The sequence below is a fragment of the Rhizobium sp. S96 genome (assembly GCF_030382195.1).
Lineage (GTDB): Bacteria > Pseudomonadota > Alphaproteobacteria > Rhizobiales > Rhizobiaceae > Rhizobium.
On the sequence record NZ_JAUDRY010000010.1, the window covers coordinates 236,353 to 252,756 of the forward strand.

The 16,404-nt window shown below is 61.9% G+C and carries 16 protein-coding genes, 1 tRNA gene, 1 pseudogene and 1 riboswitch; of the genes and pseudogenes, 10 read left to right on the forward strand and 8 right to left on the reverse strand.

What is annotated here, in order from left to right:
• The first annotated feature begins 11 nt into the window (after positions 1-11).
• Positions 12-1,683 (forward strand): annotated as a pseudogene (locus tag QTL94_RS13310) (ABC transporter permease).
• Positions 1,680-2,717, forward strand: coding sequence for an ABC transporter ATP-binding protein (locus QTL94_RS13315; protein ID WP_289802194.1), 1,038 nt, complete (start codon positions 1,680-1,682; stop codon positions 2,715-2,717). Before QTL94_RS13310 ends, QTL94_RS13315 begins: the two are co-directional and overlap by 4 nt.
• On the opposite strand, the gene QTL94_RS13320 is transcribed toward QTL94_RS13315, so the two are convergent.
• The 6 genes from QTL94_RS13320 to thiC form a co-directional block, all read right to left on the reverse strand.
• A complete protein-coding gene (locus QTL94_RS13320; RefSeq protein WP_065694558.1) occupies positions 2,718-4,040 on the reverse strand; it encodes a glucoamylase family protein in 1,323 nt (440 codons plus the stop codon).
• Positions 4,041-4,138: 98 nt separating this feature from the next.
• Positions 4,139-4,750: a thiamine phosphate synthase gene (locus tag QTL94_RS13325; protein ID WP_289802195.1), complete on the reverse strand. Its 612-nt coding sequence runs from the start codon at positions 4,748-4,750 to the stop codon at positions 4,139-4,141.
• Complete coding sequence (locus tag QTL94_RS13330; protein WP_289802196.1) at positions 4,747-5,520, reverse strand: thiazole synthase; 774 nt, start codon at positions 5,518-5,520, stop codon at positions 4,747-4,749. The genes QTL94_RS13325 and QTL94_RS13330 overlap by 4 nt, the downstream gene beginning before the upstream one ends.
• A 3-nt stretch (positions 5,521-5,523) precedes the next feature.
• The gene (thiS, locus tag QTL94_RS13335; RefSeq protein ID WP_289802197.1) at positions 5,524-5,721 is read right to left on the reverse strand and encodes a sulfur carrier protein ThiS; all 198 of its coding nucleotides are present in this window, start codon (positions 5,719-5,721) and stop codon (positions 5,524-5,526) included.
• Complete coding sequence (gene thiO / locus QTL94_RS13340) at positions 5,718-6,692, reverse strand: glycine oxidase ThiO (protein ID WP_289802198.1); 975 nt, start codon at positions 6,690-6,692, stop codon at positions 5,718-5,720. Before thiO ends, thiS begins: the two co-directional genes overlap by 4 nt.
• Before the next feature lies 1 nt (position 6,693).
• Positions 6,694-8,520 (reverse strand): phosphomethylpyrimidine synthase ThiC, encoded by a 1,827-nt coding sequence (gene thiC / locus QTL94_RS13345; RefSeq protein ID WP_289802199.1) that lies wholly within the window; start codon positions 8,518-8,520, stop codon positions 6,694-6,696.
• A 92-nt stretch (positions 8,521-8,612) separates the two neighbouring features.
• Positions 8,613-8,745: riboswitch (TPP riboswitch) on the reverse strand.
• Positions 8,746-8,923: 178 nt separating this feature from the next.
• On the opposite strand from thiC, the gene QTL94_RS13350 reads away from it, so the two are divergent.
• Complete coding sequence (locus QTL94_RS13350; RefSeq protein ID WP_289802200.1) at positions 8,924-9,109, forward strand: hypothetical protein; 186 nt, start codon at positions 8,924-8,926, stop codon at positions 9,107-9,109.
• A gap of 170 nt (positions 9,110-9,279) precedes the next feature.
• Here the strand turns inward: QTL94_RS13350 and QTL94_RS13355 are convergent.
• Positions 9,280-9,354, reverse strand: a tRNA-Gly gene (locus tag QTL94_RS13355).
• A 257-nt stretch (positions 9,355-9,611) separates the two neighbouring features.
• On the opposite strand from QTL94_RS13355, the gene QTL94_RS13360 reads away from it, so the two are divergent.
• From QTL94_RS13360 to QTL94_RS13375, 4 genes are all read left to right on the forward strand, one after another.
• On the forward strand, positions 9,612-10,121 hold the full coding sequence (locus QTL94_RS13360) for a prolyl-tRNA synthetase associated domain-containing protein (RefSeq protein ID WP_065694608.1): 510 nt from the start codon (positions 9,612-9,614) through the stop codon (positions 10,119-10,121).
• A 53-nt stretch (positions 10,122-10,174) separates the two neighbouring features.
• A complete protein-coding gene (gene trxA, locus QTL94_RS13365) occupies positions 10,175-11,140 on the forward strand; it encodes a thioredoxin (RefSeq protein WP_289802201.1) in 966 nt (321 codons plus the stop codon).
• 100 nt (positions 11,141-11,240) lie between these two features.
• The gene (locus QTL94_RS13370) at positions 11,241-11,912 is read left to right on the forward strand and encodes an LON peptidase substrate-binding domain-containing protein (RefSeq protein WP_065694551.1); all 672 of its coding nucleotides are present in this window, start codon (positions 11,241-11,243) and stop codon (positions 11,910-11,912) included.
• Between the two features lie 9 nt (positions 11,913-11,921).
• Positions 11,922-12,110 carry a Trm112 family protein gene (locus QTL94_RS13375; RefSeq protein WP_065694550.1) on the forward strand — a complete coding sequence of 63 codons (189 nt, stop codon included), beginning with the start codon at positions 11,922-11,924 and terminating at the stop codon, positions 12,108-12,110.
• Here QTL94_RS13375 and QTL94_RS13380 read toward each other — a convergent pair.
• Positions 12,107-13,336, reverse strand: coding sequence for a ubiquinone biosynthesis hydroxylase (locus QTL94_RS13380; protein WP_502944132.1), 1,230 nt, complete (start codon positions 13,334-13,336; stop codon positions 12,107-12,109). The two genes, QTL94_RS13375 and QTL94_RS13380, sit on opposite strands and share 4 nt — an antisense overlap.
• A 71-nt stretch (positions 13,337-13,407) precedes the next feature.
• Here QTL94_RS13380 and tesB point away from each other — a divergent pair, with 71 nt between their 5' ends.
• The 3 genes from tesB to QTL94_RS13395 all read left to right on the forward strand — a co-directional run bounded on the left by tesB (position 13,408) and on the right by QTL94_RS13395 (position 16,245).
• Entirely contained in the window at positions 13,408-14,292 is an 885-nt protein-coding gene (tesB, locus tag QTL94_RS13385; protein ID WP_113521403.1) for an acyl-CoA thioesterase II, read from the forward strand.
• Positions 14,293-14,502: 210 nt separating this feature from the next.
• Positions 14,503-14,853, forward strand: a complete 351-nt coding sequence (locus QTL94_RS13390; protein ID WP_065694547.1) for a P-II family nitrogen regulator — start codon at positions 14,503-14,505, stop codon at positions 14,851-14,853.
• 27 nt (positions 14,854-14,880) lie between these two features.
• A complete protein-coding gene (locus QTL94_RS13395) occupies positions 14,881-16,245 on the forward strand; it encodes an ammonium transporter (RefSeq protein ID WP_065694546.1) in 1,365 nt (454 codons plus the stop codon).
• Positions 16,246-16,404: the final 159 nt, after the last annotated feature.

Below are 16,404 nucleotides of genomic sequence, written 5' to 3' on the forward strand. Positions count from 1 at the left end.
AACCTTAGGGCATGACAAAATCCGGCAACCGCTTCCAACGGGGCGGTTGCCTTCCTTTTTCAGCGTGTGAAGGCGGCAGCCTTGCTGCAGGACAACAGATTGCTCGCATCCGGCCAAGAAGTGTCGACGGCGCGTCCGATGGTCGGACTGTATCGCTTGCGTGCCCGCATGCCGCATACGTCCGTCGTTCTCCTGGCTTCCATGGTCGCGCTTTTCAGCCTGGTGCCGCTTGGCTTTATCAGCTGGATCACCTTTGATGTCGGCTGGCAGACGGTCAAGGAACTGGTGTTTCGTCCGCGCGTCGGCGAACTTCTCATCAACACCGTGCTTCTCGAGGTCATTACGGTTCCGCTCTCCATCGCGGTTGCGGTGACGCTCGCATGGTTGACGGAGCGAACGGACATCCCGTTCGCACGGATCTGGTCATGGCTCGCGGTCGCGCCGCTTGCTGTTCCCGCCTTCGTGCACAGCTATGCCTGGATCAGCCTGATCCCGGGGATGCGTGGGCTGCAGAGCGGTGTCTTCGTCTCGGTCATCGCCTACTATCCGTTTTTGTATCTGCCGGTCGCAGCCGCTCTCCGTCGCCTTGATCCGGCAATCGAGGACGCCGCCGCCTCGCTAGGACTCGGGCCCTGGCAGGTGTTTTTCCGGGCGGTCCTGCCGCAGTTGCGGCTTCCGATTTGCGGCGGCTCGCTGTTGATCGCGTTGCATCTGCTTTCGGAATACGGGCTCTACGTGATGATCCGGTTCGATACGTTCGCGACGGCGATCGTCGACCAGTTCCAATCCGCCTACAACAGCCCTGCCGCCAATATGCTGGGCGGTGTGCTGGTGGCCTGCTGCCTGCTCTTGCTTGGCCTTGAAGTGCTTCTTCGCGGCAATGAACGCTACGCACGCGTGGGCTCCGGTTCGGCGCGTCCGGCCGATCGCCGGCGCCTTGGCTGGTTCGTCGTGCCGGCTGTGTTGCTGCCGCTTGCTCTGGCTGCACTGACCCTGGGCGTGCCCCTCGTGACACTTGCCCGGTGGCTCTATCTCGGTGGTCTCGATATCTGGCGCCTGGACACCGTCGGTAGTGCCTTTCTGCAAACCATCGTCCTGGCCGTTGCCGGCGGGATACTGGCCACCATATCCGCGGCGCCGATGGCATGGCTGTCTGTGCGGGCGCCGGGACGGTTCCAGCGTATCCTTGAGGCCTGCCACTATTATGTCGGCTCGCTGCCGGGCGTCGTTGTCGCCCTGGCGCTGGTCACCATCACCGTTCGCTTGGTTCTGCCGCTTTACCAGACCTTCGCGACCTTGGTGGTGGCCTATATCCTGCTGTTCCTGCCGCGCGCCATGGTCGGGCTGCGTGCAAGCATCGCGCAGGCGCCGGTAGAGCTCGAGCGCGCCGCCATGGGGCTTGGGCGCACGCCGTCGCAAGCCGTGCGGCAGATTACCATGCGGCTTGCCGCGCCTGGCGCTGCCGCCAGTATCGCTCTGGTCGCGCTCGGCATCACCAATGAATTGACCGCCACGCTGATGCTGGCTCCCAACGGCGTTGAAACGCTTGCGACGAAATTCTGGTCGCTGACCAGCGAGATCGACTACGTTTCGGCCGCGCCTTACGCCTTCATGATGGTCGTGCTATCGCTGCCGCTCACCCTTCTTCTTCATGCGCAATCGAAACGGACGGCCGGACAATGACGCTGCTTACGATCGACGGTATCAGCAAGCGGTACGGTCATGTCCAGGCGCTGCAAAACATTTCGATCGATGTCACCGCCGGAAGCCGTACCGCAGTGGTCGGCCCGTCCGGTTCCGGCAAGACGACGCTTCTTCGCATTATCGCCGGTTTCGAACAGCCGGACACCGGGCAAGTGACTTTGGACGGCGAACTGTTGGCCGATGGGCCCGCGGCGGTCCCCGCGCATAAGCGGGGCATCGGCATCGTCTCCCAGGAGGGGGCGCTGTTTCCGCATCTCGATGTCGCAGAGAATATCGGCTTCGGGATTGCCCGCCGGGCGCCCGACCGCGACAAGCGGATCCTCGAGCTTTTGGACATGGTCGAACTCGAGCGGAGCATGCTTGCGCGCAGGCCGCATCAGCTTTCCGGTGGCCAGCAGCAGCGCGTGGCGCTTGCCCGGGCACTCGGACGCGAGCCGCGCCTCATGTTGCTGGACGAGCCGTTCTCGGCGCTCGATACGGGCTTGCGCGAGAACATGCGCAAGGCTGTTGCGCGGGTGCTGCAGGCAGCCGGCATCACGACCATTCTCGTTACTCACGATCAGGCAGAAGCCCTGTCGTTCGCCGATCAGGTGGCGGTGCTTCGCGCGGGCTGCCTAGTTCAGGCGGGCTCGCCGCAGTCGCTCTATCTTCAGCCGCGCGACCGGGAAACTGCTCTGTTCCTGGGCGATGCCGTGATGCTTCCGGCGATCGTGAGGAACGGTGTTGCCGATTGTGCGCTCGGACGCGTCGCCGTGGAAGGCAATCACCGGGGCAAGGTCGAGATCATGTTGCGGCCGGAGCAGATACGCGTCGTCACTGATGAGAGCGAGCAGAAGTACGGCGGTCGCGTTGTCGAGGTGGAGTTCGGCGGTGCTACCTGCACGGTGGCCGTATCGCTCGATGGTGTCGCGCTGCCGCCGATCCTGATCAAGACGTCCAGCGTTGCGCTGCCGGCGCGGGGCGATCGCGTCCGGCTCGATATCGCCGGCAAGGCGCATGTCTTCAATCGCTGATCAGGCGATTTTCCGTTCCACGTCCTCTTCGTCCAGCCAACCGCCGGTAAAGCCCGCACGCTGCAAGCCTCTGCGAATGACCGGCGATTGCCGCATGAGACCCCAGATGAAATCCGAGCGGTCGTTTTCGATCGTCATCACGAGAAGCCCCTGATCGATGCCGACACAACGGTCATCGACCCAGCCTTCGGGTCGGGCCGTCTTGACCGTCGGATTGAAGCCGCCGGGAAAGCGGTCCTCGTAGAGCAGATTGGGGTAGGTCGAGAGCAGGGCGCGGACGCCGTCGATCGAGGCTTGGCGGTTGTAGGGTAGTGAAGCAAGCGCCGACCATGGCGCTATCGTGCCGTCATCAGGTCCGAGAGGCGCGCCACGAGCGGCATAGCCAAGCACATGCGGATGGCGCCCGCCACGCATGTGGCGCGTTGGCGGCGGACCGTCGGAAGCCGACAGGCCCCAGACATTCTTGTTGTAGCCGACGAAATGGCCGGGGTTGCGCTCGGCATAATCCCGTTGAACGTCGATGCAGACCTGCGTGTTGCGGAAGTAGTCCCAGTTTCGTGCCGCCATCGGGCGATCCTGGATGCCCCGGAAGTCGATCCAGGCATGAGAGAAGAAATGGATGAAAAGAGGTCCGGCATAAAGATATGCCTGCTCGCCGAACAGCATCCAGGAATAGCTGGAGGTAAAGGCATCATAGCTCGATGGGGGGATCGGATGGGTCGGCGAGGCGAGGGCGAGGGTATAGAGAAGGACGGCTTCGTCGTAACCCTGCCAGCGCCAACGCAGGAAGCCGCTCCCAGGCTTCCAGCCCATACAGACGGTCTGGCCTTTGTTGAGCGCCCAGTGCCAGTCGATCCGCTCATAGATCAGCGTTGCAAGCCGACGGATCTCTCTTTCGGCGTCGTCCTCACGGTCGAAATAGGCGGCCGCCGTCAGCACACCCGCGACGAGCAGCGTCGTGTCGATCGTCGAAAGTTCGCTGTTCCAGGCGCGATGGCCGGTATCCATGTGGAGGAAATGATAGAAGAAGCCCTTGTAGCCGATGGCATGGCGCTCGCGCCCCTGGTGGCCATTGGCAAAGAAACAAAGCGTCCTGGTGACACAGTCTATGGCATCAGCACGGTTCACCCAGCCGCGCTCGACGGCGACCGCATAGGATGTCAATGCGAAACCGACGGCGGCGATGCTGCAGGGAACGCCCGCCACCGAGGTATCGGCGACGAGGCCGTTCTCGGGATTATAGTGCTTTGGGAAATAGTTGAATGCCGCCTGCTGCAGCCTGTCGACCAATGCGGCGTCGGTTTCCTCGGTCCTTTGTAGCATGCGCTCCAAACCCAATTCGTGATCCTTTCTCCTGCTTCAACACGGGTGGGCTCTATGTGCAAATCAATCTTTTTGGAGCCCTCGATTGAGGTCCTTATTCAGGACTGTCGCCAGGTCTCCGTCGCGGTGAGCCATTGCCGGGTTCGCCGTTCCGGATCGGCATTGCGGGTGATGTCGGTCACGACAGCGGCGCTGTCAGCTCCATGGGCGAAGACGCCGTCGATACGATCGACGTTAAGGCCGCCAATCGCAACCAATGGCATGTCGCCGATCCGCGATTTCCACGTGCGCAGTTGCGACAGTCCCTGAGGCGCCCATTTCATCTGCTTGAGGATCGTCGCATAGACCGGGCCGAGCGCGACGTAATCGGGTCGGGCGGCGAGGGCGGTTTGCAGTTCGGCATTGTCATGGGTGGAGAGACCGAGCCGGATGCCGGCGGCGCGGATGGCGGCGAGGTCGGCGGTCTCAAGATCCTCCTGGCCGAGATGGACGAAATCGCAGCCTTCCTCGATCGCCAGCTGCCAGTAATCGTTGACGATCAGCTGGCAGCGGTGCTCCGCGCAGATCGCCCGAGCGTTGCGGATCTCTTGGCGCAGATCGGCCTCGGAGCGATCCTTGACGCGCAGCTGCACCAGCTTGACGCCGAGCGGCACCAGCCGGGCGATCCAGTCGGCGCTGTCGACGATGAGGTAGAAGGGATCGAGCCTCATGCGAACACCGCCTGTCCGATAACAGGCGTCGATGGCACGGCCATGTCGCGCGGTTCCAGTATCCCCGCCTCGAAGGCCTGGCGGCCGGCTTCGATCGCGCTTGAGAAGGCGGCGCCCATCAGGACAGGATCGCCGGCGCCGGCCACCGCGGTGTTGAGCAGAACAGCGTCGAAGCCGAGTTCCATGACAGCAGTCGCGTGCGAGGGGCGGCCTATGCCGGCGTCGACGATGAGCGGTACGTCGGGGAAATGGGCGCGCATGGAGCGTAAAGCCATCGGGTTGAGCGGGCCGGCGGCACTGCCGATCGGCGCGCACCAGGGCATCAGCACCCTGCAGCCGGCTTCCAGCAGCCGCTCGGCGATGACGAGGTCGTCAGTCGTATAAGGGAAGACCTGAAAGCCTTCGCTGACGAGAATGCGGGCCGCCTCGACGAGGCCGAAGACATCGGGCTGCAGCGTGTCGTGGTTGCCGATCACTTCGAGCTTGACCCAGTCGGTGGCGAACAGCTCGCGCGCCATCTTCGCCGTCAGCACCGCCTCGGAAACGCCGTGGCAGCCGGCGGTGTTGGGCAGTACCTTGACGCCGAGCGAGCGGATCGTCTCGAAGAAGGCGCCGCCATTACGACCTCCTGCCGTCTCGCGGCGCAGCGAGACGGTGACGATCTCGGTGCGGGAGCGGCTGACGGCATCGGCCATGATCGACGGTGACGGGTAGCGCGCGGTGCCGAGCAGCAGGCGCGAGCGCAGTTGCGTTCCATAGAGTTCAAGCATCGGTCAGCCTCCCTGCATCGGCGACAGGATCTCGATCCGGTCGTCATTGTTCAGCGTATGGGCCGGCCGGTCCTCGCGGTGGACGAGTTCGCCGTTGACGGCGGTCGCCAGCCAGTCGCCTTCGTAATCCATCAGCGCCAGCAGTTCTTCCAGCGTGGCGGCGGCGATTTCCTTGGGTTCGCCGTTGACGATCAGTTTCATGATGCGTGTCCTCCTGCAGTATCGGTGTTGAAGACAAGGTCGGCCGCCCGCGTCGCGATGGCGGGCGCGAGCAGAAAGCCGTGGCGGTAAAGGCCGTTCAGCGAGATCAGTTTTCCGCGTCGCTCGACGCGGGGGAAATTATCGGAAAAGGCGGGGCGGATGCCGGCGCCGGTTTCCACCACGGTCGCGTCGGCGAAGGCCGGATGCAGCGCGTAGGCGGCGTTCAGCAGTTCCATCAGCGAACGGGCAGTGATCGGCCCGGAAAACTCCGTCTCGATCATCGTCGCGCCGACCATGAACAGGCCTTCGCCGCGCGGCACGATATAGACGGGGATGCGCGGGTGCAGCAGCCGGACCGGGCGGTCGAGAGTGACCTCGTCGGTCCTGAGATACAGCATTTCGCCACGGACGCCGCGCAGCGAGGCGGTCTCACCGATGCGCGTCGCGCCGGTGCAGTCGAAGATATGGTTGAAGTCCTGCTCGTCGGGGAGCGTTTCGACGAAAGCGGCGCCGCACGCGATCAGCTTTTCGCGCAAGGCAGTCATCGCCCGGCGCGGATCGAGATGCGCTTCGCGGGGGAAGAACAGCGCTTGCCGGAAGCGACCGGCCAGGGAGGGTTCGAGCGCGGCGATCCGCTCTTCGTCGAGCCATTCGTATCCCGTCGTGCGGCCGGCGAAGCGCTTCAGCTCCGCCTGGTCGCGGGCGGGCGCCAAGACCAGCGTGCCGTTCCGTTTGACCTCGCCGGGCAGCATCGCTTCCCAGCGGTCGGGCGCATCCTTCCCCTCGCGCAGCACGGCTTCGTCGGCGCTCTCGCGCTCGCACCAGGGCGCCAGCATGCCGCCGGCGAGCGAGGAGGCGGCCGCCGAAAAGCCGGGGTTGGGATCAAAGACCGTGACCTCGGCGCCGCGCGCGGCGAGCGCATGGGCCACCGTGAGGCCGGCGACGCCGGCCCCTTTGACAAGGACGCGCATATCAGCCGGCCACCTGGCCCTCGGCATCGACGGCCATATAGAGATCGCCGCCGTCGCGGTACTTGGCCGCCATGGCGTCCAGCCCCTCTTTCTGCGCTTCGGCGCGGATATCGTGGGAGATCCGCATCGAGCAGAATTTCGGGCCACACATCGAGCAGAAATGCGCGACCTTGTGTGCTTCCTTCGGCAGCGTCTCGTCGTGGAAGCTCCGGGCGGTCTCGGGGTCCAGCGAGAGGTTGAACTGGTCCTCCCAGCGGAACTCGAAGCGGGCGCGTGACAGCGCATCGTCGCGCAACTGGGCGGCCGGGTGTCCCTTGGCGAGATCGGCGGCGTGGGCGGCGATCTTGTAGGTGATGACGCCGGTCTTCACGTCGTTTCGATCCGGCAGGCCGAGATGCTCCTTCGGCGTGACGTAGCAGAGCATCGCCGTGCCGAACCAGCCGATCATCGCCGCACCGATGCCTGAGGTGATGTGGTCGTAGCCCGGCGCGATATCCGTTGTCAGCGGCCCGAGCGTATAGAACGGCGCCTCGCCGCAGACGGCGAGCTGTTTGTCCATGTTTTCTTTGATCTTGTGCATCGGCACATGGCCGGGGCCCTCGATCATCACCTGGCAATCCTTGCGCCACGCGATTTTCGTCAGTTCGCCCAGCGTTTCCAGCTCGGCGAATTGTGCGGCGTCGTTGGCATCGGCGATCGAGCCGGGGCGCAGGCCATCACCGAGTGAGAACGAGACGTCATAGGCGCGGCAGATATCGCAGATCTCCTCGAAATGCTCATAGAGGAAGCTCTCGCGATGGTGATGAAGACACCACTTGGCCATGATCGAGCCGCCGCGCGAGACGATGCCGGTGACGCGGTTGACGGTCAGCGGGATGTAGTGGAGCCGCACGCCGGCATGGATGGTGAAATAGTCGACGCCCTGTTCGGCCTGCTCGATCAGCGTGTCGCGATAGACCTCCCAGGTCAGGTTCTCGGCAATGCCCTCGACCTTTTCCAGCGCCTGGTAGAGCGGCACGGTGCCGATCGGCAGCGGCGAGTTGCGGATGATCCATTCGCGGATGTTGTGGATGTTGCGGCCGGTGGAGAGGTCCATGACCGTATCGGCGCCCCAGCGCGCGGCCCAGACCATCTTCTCGACCTCTTCGGCCATCGAGGAGGTGACGGCGGAGTTGCCGATATTGGCGTTGATCTTCACCAGGAAGTTTCGGCCTATGATCATCGGCTCGGCTTCGGGGTGGTTGATGTTGACGGGAATGATGGCGCGGCCGGCGGCCACTTCCTGGCGGACGAATTCAGGCGTGACGTGATCGGGGATATGGGCGCCGAAGCTCTCGCCGTCGCGGACCATGGCTTCGGCTTTGATCTTGCGGCCGAGATTTTCGCGGATGGCGATGAATTCCATCTCCGGCGTGACGATGCCGGCGCGGGCATAGGCCAGCTGGGTCACGGCCTTGCCGTCTGTGGCGCGCAGCGGCCGGCGCTTGGCGGGGAATTCCGGCGTCAGGCGCTCGCCGCTGGCAAAGCCGTTGTCTTCGGGGCGCACCTGCCGGCCGTCATAGGCCTCGACATCGCCGCGGGCGAGAACCCAGTCGCGCCGCAGCGCAGGCAGACCGCGCTCGATGCTGATGTCGGCGCCTTCGACGGTGTAGATGCCGGAGGAATCGTAGACCGTGACCGGCGGCTCGCCGGAGGTGGGATGAACACTGATCTCGCGCATGGGAACGCGGATATCGGGGTGGATGTCGCCCGGAATATAGATCTTGCGGGAGGCCGGCAGCGGGCCTGTGGTGACTGTGGGGGTGATGGTCTTTGCGGCGATATTCATGGTTTGAGGCTCCAAGTTTTCGATTGGAGACCCAGTCCTCAGCCGGAATGATGAAAAGACGCCGGCACGGAATCCACGCGGGAATCCCTGCCTTTCGAGCGCTTGCACCGTCCCTACGCCAGTATGAACTGGATCAGGTTCAACGGGTCACTGCGCCACGAAAGGCCTAGGCCATATCGTCCAGCAGTATCTCAGCCCCTTGCCGGGACCCCCCTGGTGAATGCGAAAAGGGTAGAGGGCAAACCGTGAAGCTGTCAAGCGACAGTCGCGGCTGTGCGGAGGGCCAAGGTCCAAGCCATTGTCGCGTCTGAATAAAAGCTGGTGAGAAATTGTTCGGCGTATTTCAGACACGCCGGTGAGCCGCTAAATGTTTACGAAGTGTAAACAGCGTAGCGGGTTTGAGATGAGAAGCTTTGCAGGAAACATGACGGCGGGTCATCTGGAGCGGATGCTTGCCCCTTACATCGCCGAACGCCGTGCCGAAGCCGCTGCCCGTGAGGCTGGTCGCGAGCATGGCGAGGCAGACAGTGTCACCGCCAAGAGCGACAGCGCCAACAGCTGGCAAGCGTCAAGCGATCTGGCGCGCTGACAAATCAATCACAAGCGTAGAGACCCGCCGCGCAGCAGATTTGTTGCGCGGCTTTTTTCGTTGAGTCGGATTGTGAGGCGGCTGAGTGATTTTCACCAGAGCAAACATAGCCAACGACCGCCAGCGTGTCGCTGTCGGTCAAGTCAGTTTCAGTGATCATCTAGGAAAACTGGAGCGGGCGAAGGGATTTGAACCCTCGACCCCAACCTTGGCAAGGTTGTGCTCTACCCCTGAGCTACACCCGCTCAATCCGCACCGGTCCGGGGTAGTTGTGAGGACCGTGGGCGCCACCTTGCGGCGACGGGCGCTATATCGCCCAAACGATTTTCAAATGCAACAGGGAAATGACGGAAAATCGAAGAAAAATTTGCGGGGCGGTTTTGCGGGCGGCCGGAATGCCGCAAATGCAGGGCAAAGCGGCGAATGCGAACATTGCAAAATAAGGACGGGAAACGTAATCAGGGTGCGTTTCCGCCCCTCCTGCGTGTTGATGGATTCTTAGATGACTGACAAGACACCGAAAACTGCCGACGACCTGTTCGCCTTTCTCGACGGGTTGAACATCAAGCACAGCACGAAAACGCATGCGCCGGTCTTCACCGTTGCCGAATCGGTGTCCCTGCGCGACGAGATTCCGGGCGGCCATACCAAGAACCTGTTCGTCAAAGACAAGAAGGATCAGTTTTTCCTTCTGACGGTCGAAGAAAATGCTTCGGTCGACCTGAAGACGGTTCACACGCTGATTGGCGCCGCCAGTAAGGTGTCGTTCGGTAAGCCGGAAAAGCTGATGGAGTATCTCGGCGTGATTCCGGGTGCCGTGACCGCTTTCGGTGCTATCAATGATTCGGACGCGAGCGTGACCTTTGTTCTCGACGCCGACCTGATGAAGGAGGAAATCATCAACTGCCATCCGTTGTCGAATGATGCGACGACGTCGATCGCGAGCGCGGATCTTGTTCGTTTCATGGAAGCGACCGGGCACAAGCCGCTTGTCTTGAAAGTGACGTCCTGACATACGATTTTAGCGCTAGAAAAGCCGGCTGACCGGCGCGGCGGGAGATACCAATGAGCGGCAACGACAATCCTTACAGCAATTCATTTGGCCAGATGTCGGCAACGGCAAGCTATGGCGCGGCACCTGAACAGGCGGCAGGGAGCTATATCAAGGATACAACAACTGCGACTTTCGCGAAGGACGTTCTCGAAGAGTCTCGCAACCAGCCGGTTCTGGTCGATTTCTGGGCTCCCTGGTGCGGGCCATGTAAGCAGTTGACGCCGGTGATCGAAAAGGTGGTCAACGAGAGCCAGGGCCGCGTCAAGCTGGTCAAGATGAACATCGACGATCATCCGTCGATCGCGGGCCAGCTCGGCATTCAGTCGATCCCTGCCGTGATTGCGTTCGTCGGCGGGCGTCCGGCCGACGGCTTCATGGGTGCCGTGCCGGAAAGTCAGATTCGTGAGTTCATCGACCGCGTTGCCGGCCCCGCGGGTGCCGATCAGGCGGCCGAAATCGAAGCGGTGCTGAAGGAAGCTGACGAATTGCTGGCTTCGGGCGACGTCAATGGCGCTGCGCAGCTCTACGGCGCTATCATGCAGGCCGATCCCGAGAACGCCAAGGCGCTTGCCGGCATGGCGGAGTGCATGATCGCGGCGAACCAGCACGAGCGGGCGCGCGAGGCACTCACGGATCTGCCGGAAGACATGGCGAAAGACGCGTCCATCCTAGCTGTTCTCAAGAAGCTTGAGCAGATCGAGGAGGCGCGCAAGCTTGGTGATCCGGTGGCGCTCGAGCACGAACTGGCGCGCAACCCTGAGGATCATGAAGCCCGCGTGAAGCTTGCGAAGATCCGCAATGTCGAAGGCAAGCGCGACGAGGCCGCCGACCACCTGCTCTACGTCATGCGCAAGGACCGCACGTTCGACGATGATGGCGCCCGCCGCCAGCTGTTGCAGTTCTTCGATGTCTGGGGCTTCAAGGATCCCGCGACGGTAGCCGCGCGACGCAAGCTTTCGGCGATGCTCTTCTCCTAAGTTTCGGCAAAGGGACTTGCGTTTTCGGAGGCGTACCCCACATTCCCGTTAGTGCGGGCGCAAGGTGTTGCGCCCTGCCAGAGGCGCGGGACTGGACTCTATGCAAGTGGGGAATGCACGATATCTCAAACCAGGTGATCTGCCGGACTCGATCGCTGTTTTTCCCTTGAGCGGTGCGCTTCTCCTGCCGACCGGCCAGTTGCCCCTCAACATCTTCGAGCCACGTTATCTCGCGATGTTCGATGCGGCGATTGCCGGAAATCGGCTGATCGGAATGGTGCAACCGGCACTCGGTGAGGCCGACGAGAAGCCCGGTGAGGGCCATCTTGCCTCTGTTGGGTGCCTGGGACGGATCACCTCCTTCGCCGAAACCGGTGACGGGCGCTACATCGTATCGTTGACGGGCGTCTGCCGGTTCCGGCTTCTGGAGCAGAAGGATACGCACCAGCCATATCGTACCTTCCGTATTGCTCCGTTCATCGCGGATCTCTCGGCACGCGACGAGGAAGATGCCGTCGACCGTGGCGCGTTGCTGGCTGCCTTCAAGGCCTATCTCGATGCCAACAAGCTTGAGGCCGATTGGGAGAGTGTCGAACGCGCCAGCAATCTCACGCTGGTCAACTCCCTGGCGATGATGTCACCTTTCGGGCCAGCGGAGAAGCAGGCGCTGCTGGAAGCACCTGACCTTAAAACACGCGCGGAAACGCTGATCGCGATCACCGAGATCGTGCTTGCACGTGTTTTCGGAGACTCGGATACCGTTCTGCAGTAGAGTGTTGGCATGGACGAAAAACTTAGTCGCGTGGACCCCAAGCTTCTCGAATTGCTGGTTTGCCCCCTAACGAAAGGCCGGCTTTCCTATGACCGCGAGCACAACGAGCTCGTCTCGGAGAAGGCGCGCCTGTCCTACCCGATCCGCGACGGCATACCGATCATGCTGGTCTCAGAAGCGCGGCGGCTTGACGACTAGATCGCTTGGCCGGTGAGGAGGCGAGGGTTCTCGTTGGCCGCGGTGCCCGCCGCCTGACCGATGAAGAAGGACTTCAGGCCGGGCAGCCGATCGACGATCCCGAGACCGAAATCCCGTGCGATTCGGATCGGCGCCAGATCGTTGGAAAACAGCCTGTTCAGCACATCGGTCGTAACGCCCATTCGGAACGTATCGAAACGGCGCCAGGACTGATAGCGCTCGAGAATGTTTATCGAGCCGATATCCAGGCCGAGCCGGTCGGCGTCGACGATGGTCTCCGCAAGTGCTGCAACGTCCTTAAAGCCGAGGTTCAATCCCTGGCCAGAAATCGGGTGGATGCCATGCGCAGCGTCGCCGGCGAGGGCAATGCGCGGGGCGACGAATGCGCGCGCAAGTGTCAGTCCCAACGGGAAGGCGCGTTTCTCGCCGATAACCCTCAGCGCGCCGAGTTTGTGGCCGAAGCGACGCTCCAGTTCTTCCTCGAAAACAAGCTCGTCGGATCTGGCCAACCTGTCGGCTTCGTGCGTGGCCTCCGTCCAGACCAGCGAGGAACGATTTCCCTTGAGAGGAAGGACGGCGAAGGGCCCTGCGGGCAAGAAGTGCTCCTCGGCGCAGCCGTTGTGGGGACGTTCGTGCTCGACGGTCGCAACGATCCCGGATTGACCGTAATCCCAGCTGACGGTCTTGATTCCCGCCAGTTCTCGAAGATGGGAGCGGACGCCGTCGCAGGCGACCACGAGGCGGGCCGCGATGACGCTGCCGTCGGATAGCATCACCTCGGCGTGCGTGTCCTCGGTCTTCAGAGCGGTTGCGGCAACGTTGTGCCGAATTTCGATGCCAAGGCGTTCGCAGCAGCCGCGCAGCGCCCGGACCAGCTCAACATTGGGAACCATGTGCGCGAAGGGCTGGCCCTCCGCTACTTCGCCATCGAATGTGAGGAAGACGGGGCGGACCGGATCGGATGTTTTCGAATCAGTGACGACCATGCGGTTTATCGGCTGCGCCGATGGTGCGATCTCGTCCCAGATGCCGAAAACCTCGAGCATCTTCGTTGCCGCCGCGATGATGGCGGATGCCCGCATATCTTTCTGCCAGACGGCTTCGGGCGCCGCCTCCACGACGATGACATCGAGGTGGGGGGCTGCCTGTTTGACCGCGACGGCAGCCGATAGGCCAACATAGCCCGCGCCAACAACCAGCATGTCCCGCATAGCGTTTCGTTCCATTCCTTGTGAATATCGTATTGATCTATATAGATCATCGCCGCTGCACTTCCTACCGTCCGGAGCCGTACAAAATGACGCGCGACATCGAAAAACCGACCGCCATGGAAACCCTGATCGCCACGCTCGATCTCGAGCCGATCGAGGTCGATATCTTCCGCGGCACAAGTCCTCAGGTCGGTTGGCAGAGGGTGTTTGGAGGGCAGGTGATCGCGCAGGCCCTGATGGCCGCGCAGCGCACCGTGGATCGCGAGCGCCGCGTGCATTCGCTGCACGCTTATTTCATGCGACCGGGCGACCCGTCGGTGCCGATCATCTATCAGGCTGAACGGATCCGCGACGGTGCGAGTTTCAATACGCGTCGCGTCGTCGCAATCCAGCACGGAAAAGCGATCTTCGCCCTTTCGGCCTCGTTCCAGATCGAGGAGCCGGGCTTCGATCACCAGATCGGCATGCCGGACGTGCCGTCGCCGGAGGAACTGATGGACGAGCGGCAAATCAGCTCGCAGTTCCTTGCGGGCGCCCCGCCCGCCATCCGCAACTACTGGGAGCGCGAGCGTCCGATCGAGATCCGACCCGTTTCCCTCACGCACTACGTCTCGGACAAGAAGCTCGATCCCTTCCAGCATGTCTGGGTCCGTGCGACCGGTTCGGTTCCCGACGATCTGCATTATCAGACCGCGATCCTGGCTTACCTCTCCGACATGACGCTGCTGGATACGTCCCTCTATCCGCATGGGACGTCGATCTTCAACCAGTCGATCCAGGTTGCCAGCCTGGATCACTCGATGTGGTTCCACCGCCAGGCAAAGATGGACGACTGGATGCTCTATACGCAGGACAGCCCTTCTGCATCGGGCGCGCGAGGGTTGACCCGAGGTAGTCTGTTTACGCGAAACGGTATCCTGATTGCGTCCGTGGCACAGGAAGGCCTGATTCGTAAAAGAGCAGATGAATAAATAATATGCAGTCTTGTGCATTTGCGCTTTTTTTGAGCGATTATTAGGCAATCATTTGCCTGTTTATTGGTTTTGCCAAATATAGCTTTTATTTTTCAATAACTTATTTTCCATTTTGAATCTGGCACGCCCCTTGAATGTATATCCCCGGTCGCTGCTCGTTAACGTCAGCGGCAAGGAGAGTCGGCTCCGCGCCGAGGATAACGAAGGATGGGAAACCAGATGAAAATTGTGATGGCCATTATCAAGCCGTTCAAGCTCGATGAGGTGCGTGAAGCCCTCACCGCGATCGGCATTCAGGGCCTGACCGTGACCGAAGTAAAGGGATACGGGCGCCAGAAGGGACATACCGAAATCTATCGCGGCACCGAATACGCGGTCAGCTTCCTGCCGAAGCTGAAGATCGAGATCGCGGTCGCATCAGAACTCGTCGACAAGGCTGTCGAGGCTATCGCGTCATCCGCGAAGACCGGCCAGATCGGCGACGGCAAGATCTTCGTTTACTCGATCGACCATGCCGTGCGCATCCGTACCGGCGAAACCGACTCAGAAGCGCTGTAAGAACGGTAGAGCAAGGAGCTTTTCTCTATGTCAATTTCAAAGTTTTCTCCCACTCTGGCGCGCCTTGCCACTGCGTCCGCAGCGCTTCTGGCGCCGGTCGTTGCCTTCGCGCAGGATGCCGCCACCGCGGCTGCTCCGGCTGCCGCCGCTGCGCCCGTTCCTGACAAGGGCGACACCGCCTTCATGTTCATCTCGACCCTGCTAGTTTTGTTCATGATTTTGCCCGGCCTAGCGCTGTTTTACGGCGGCCTCGTGCGCGCCAAGAACATGCTGTCCGTGCTGATGCAGTGCACGATGGTCGCCAGCGTCCTGATGTTGATCTGGGTCATCTACGGCTACTCGTTCGCTTTCGGCGGTTCCGACAGCCCTTACTGGGGCGGTACGGCAAAGCTGTTTCTCTCTGGCGTAACCAAGGACTCGACGGCTGCGACCTTCTCGCAGGGCGTTGTCATTCCTGAGTTCATCTTCGCGATGTTCCAGATGACCTTCGCAGCGATCACGCCCGCCCTGATCGTCGGCGCCTTTGCTGAGCGCATCAAGTTCTCGGCTGTCGTACTGTTCTGCGCACTGTGGGCAACCTTCGTCTACTTCCCGATCGCTCATATGGTCTGGGACGCAAACGGCCTGCTCTTCAAGATGGGCGCGCTGGACTTCGCAGGCGGTACCGTCGTTCACATCAACGCCGGCGTTGCCGGTCTGATCGGCGCGATCATGGTCGGCAAGCGTACCGGCTTCGGCAAGGACATGATGGCTCCGCATTCGATGACGCTGACCATGGTTGGTGCATCCATGCTCTGGTTTGGCTGGTTCGGCTTCAACGCCGGCTCCAACCTGGAAGCTTCGGGCGGTGCAATGCTCGCAACGGTCAACACCTTCGTTGCAACGGCCGCTGCTGTGGTTTCCTGGTCTGCCGTTGAAACGCTGACCCGCGGCAAGGCCTCCATGCTCGGCGGCGCTTCCGGTATGGTTGCCGGTCTCGTCGCGATCACGCCTGCTGCCGGTATCGTCGGTCCGATGGGCGCCATCATCATGGGCCTGATCGTTTCGCCGCTTTGCTACTTCTTCGTCTCTGTCGTGAAGAACAAGTTCGGCTACGACGACACGGCTGACGTCTTCGGCGTCCACGGCATCGGCGGCATGTTCGGCGCAATCGCCACCGGCATCTTCGCCAGCGCGTCGCTGGGCGGTGTTGGCTATGCAGAAGGCGTCACCATGGGCGGTCAGGTCATGACGCAGCTGACGGCGATCGCCACCACCATCGTATGGTGCGGCGTCGGTTCGGCGATCCTCTACAAGGTCGTCGACATCATCGTCGGTCTGCGTGTGTCCGTCGAGGCAGAACGCGAAGGTCTCGACCTCGCAACGCACGGCGAAGCTGCTTACCACTCCTAATCAAAGGCATTGCGGCGCTCGTTCAAGGGCGCCGCTGAACAGCCCGTCGCGGCCTATTCGAACTGTTTAAGCCGCTTTTGGCCCGAGCCCTCACAGGTTCGGGCCTTTTTTGTTTCCGGATGCTGGATGCAGCCTGCATGGTTAACATCGCTTTAACCG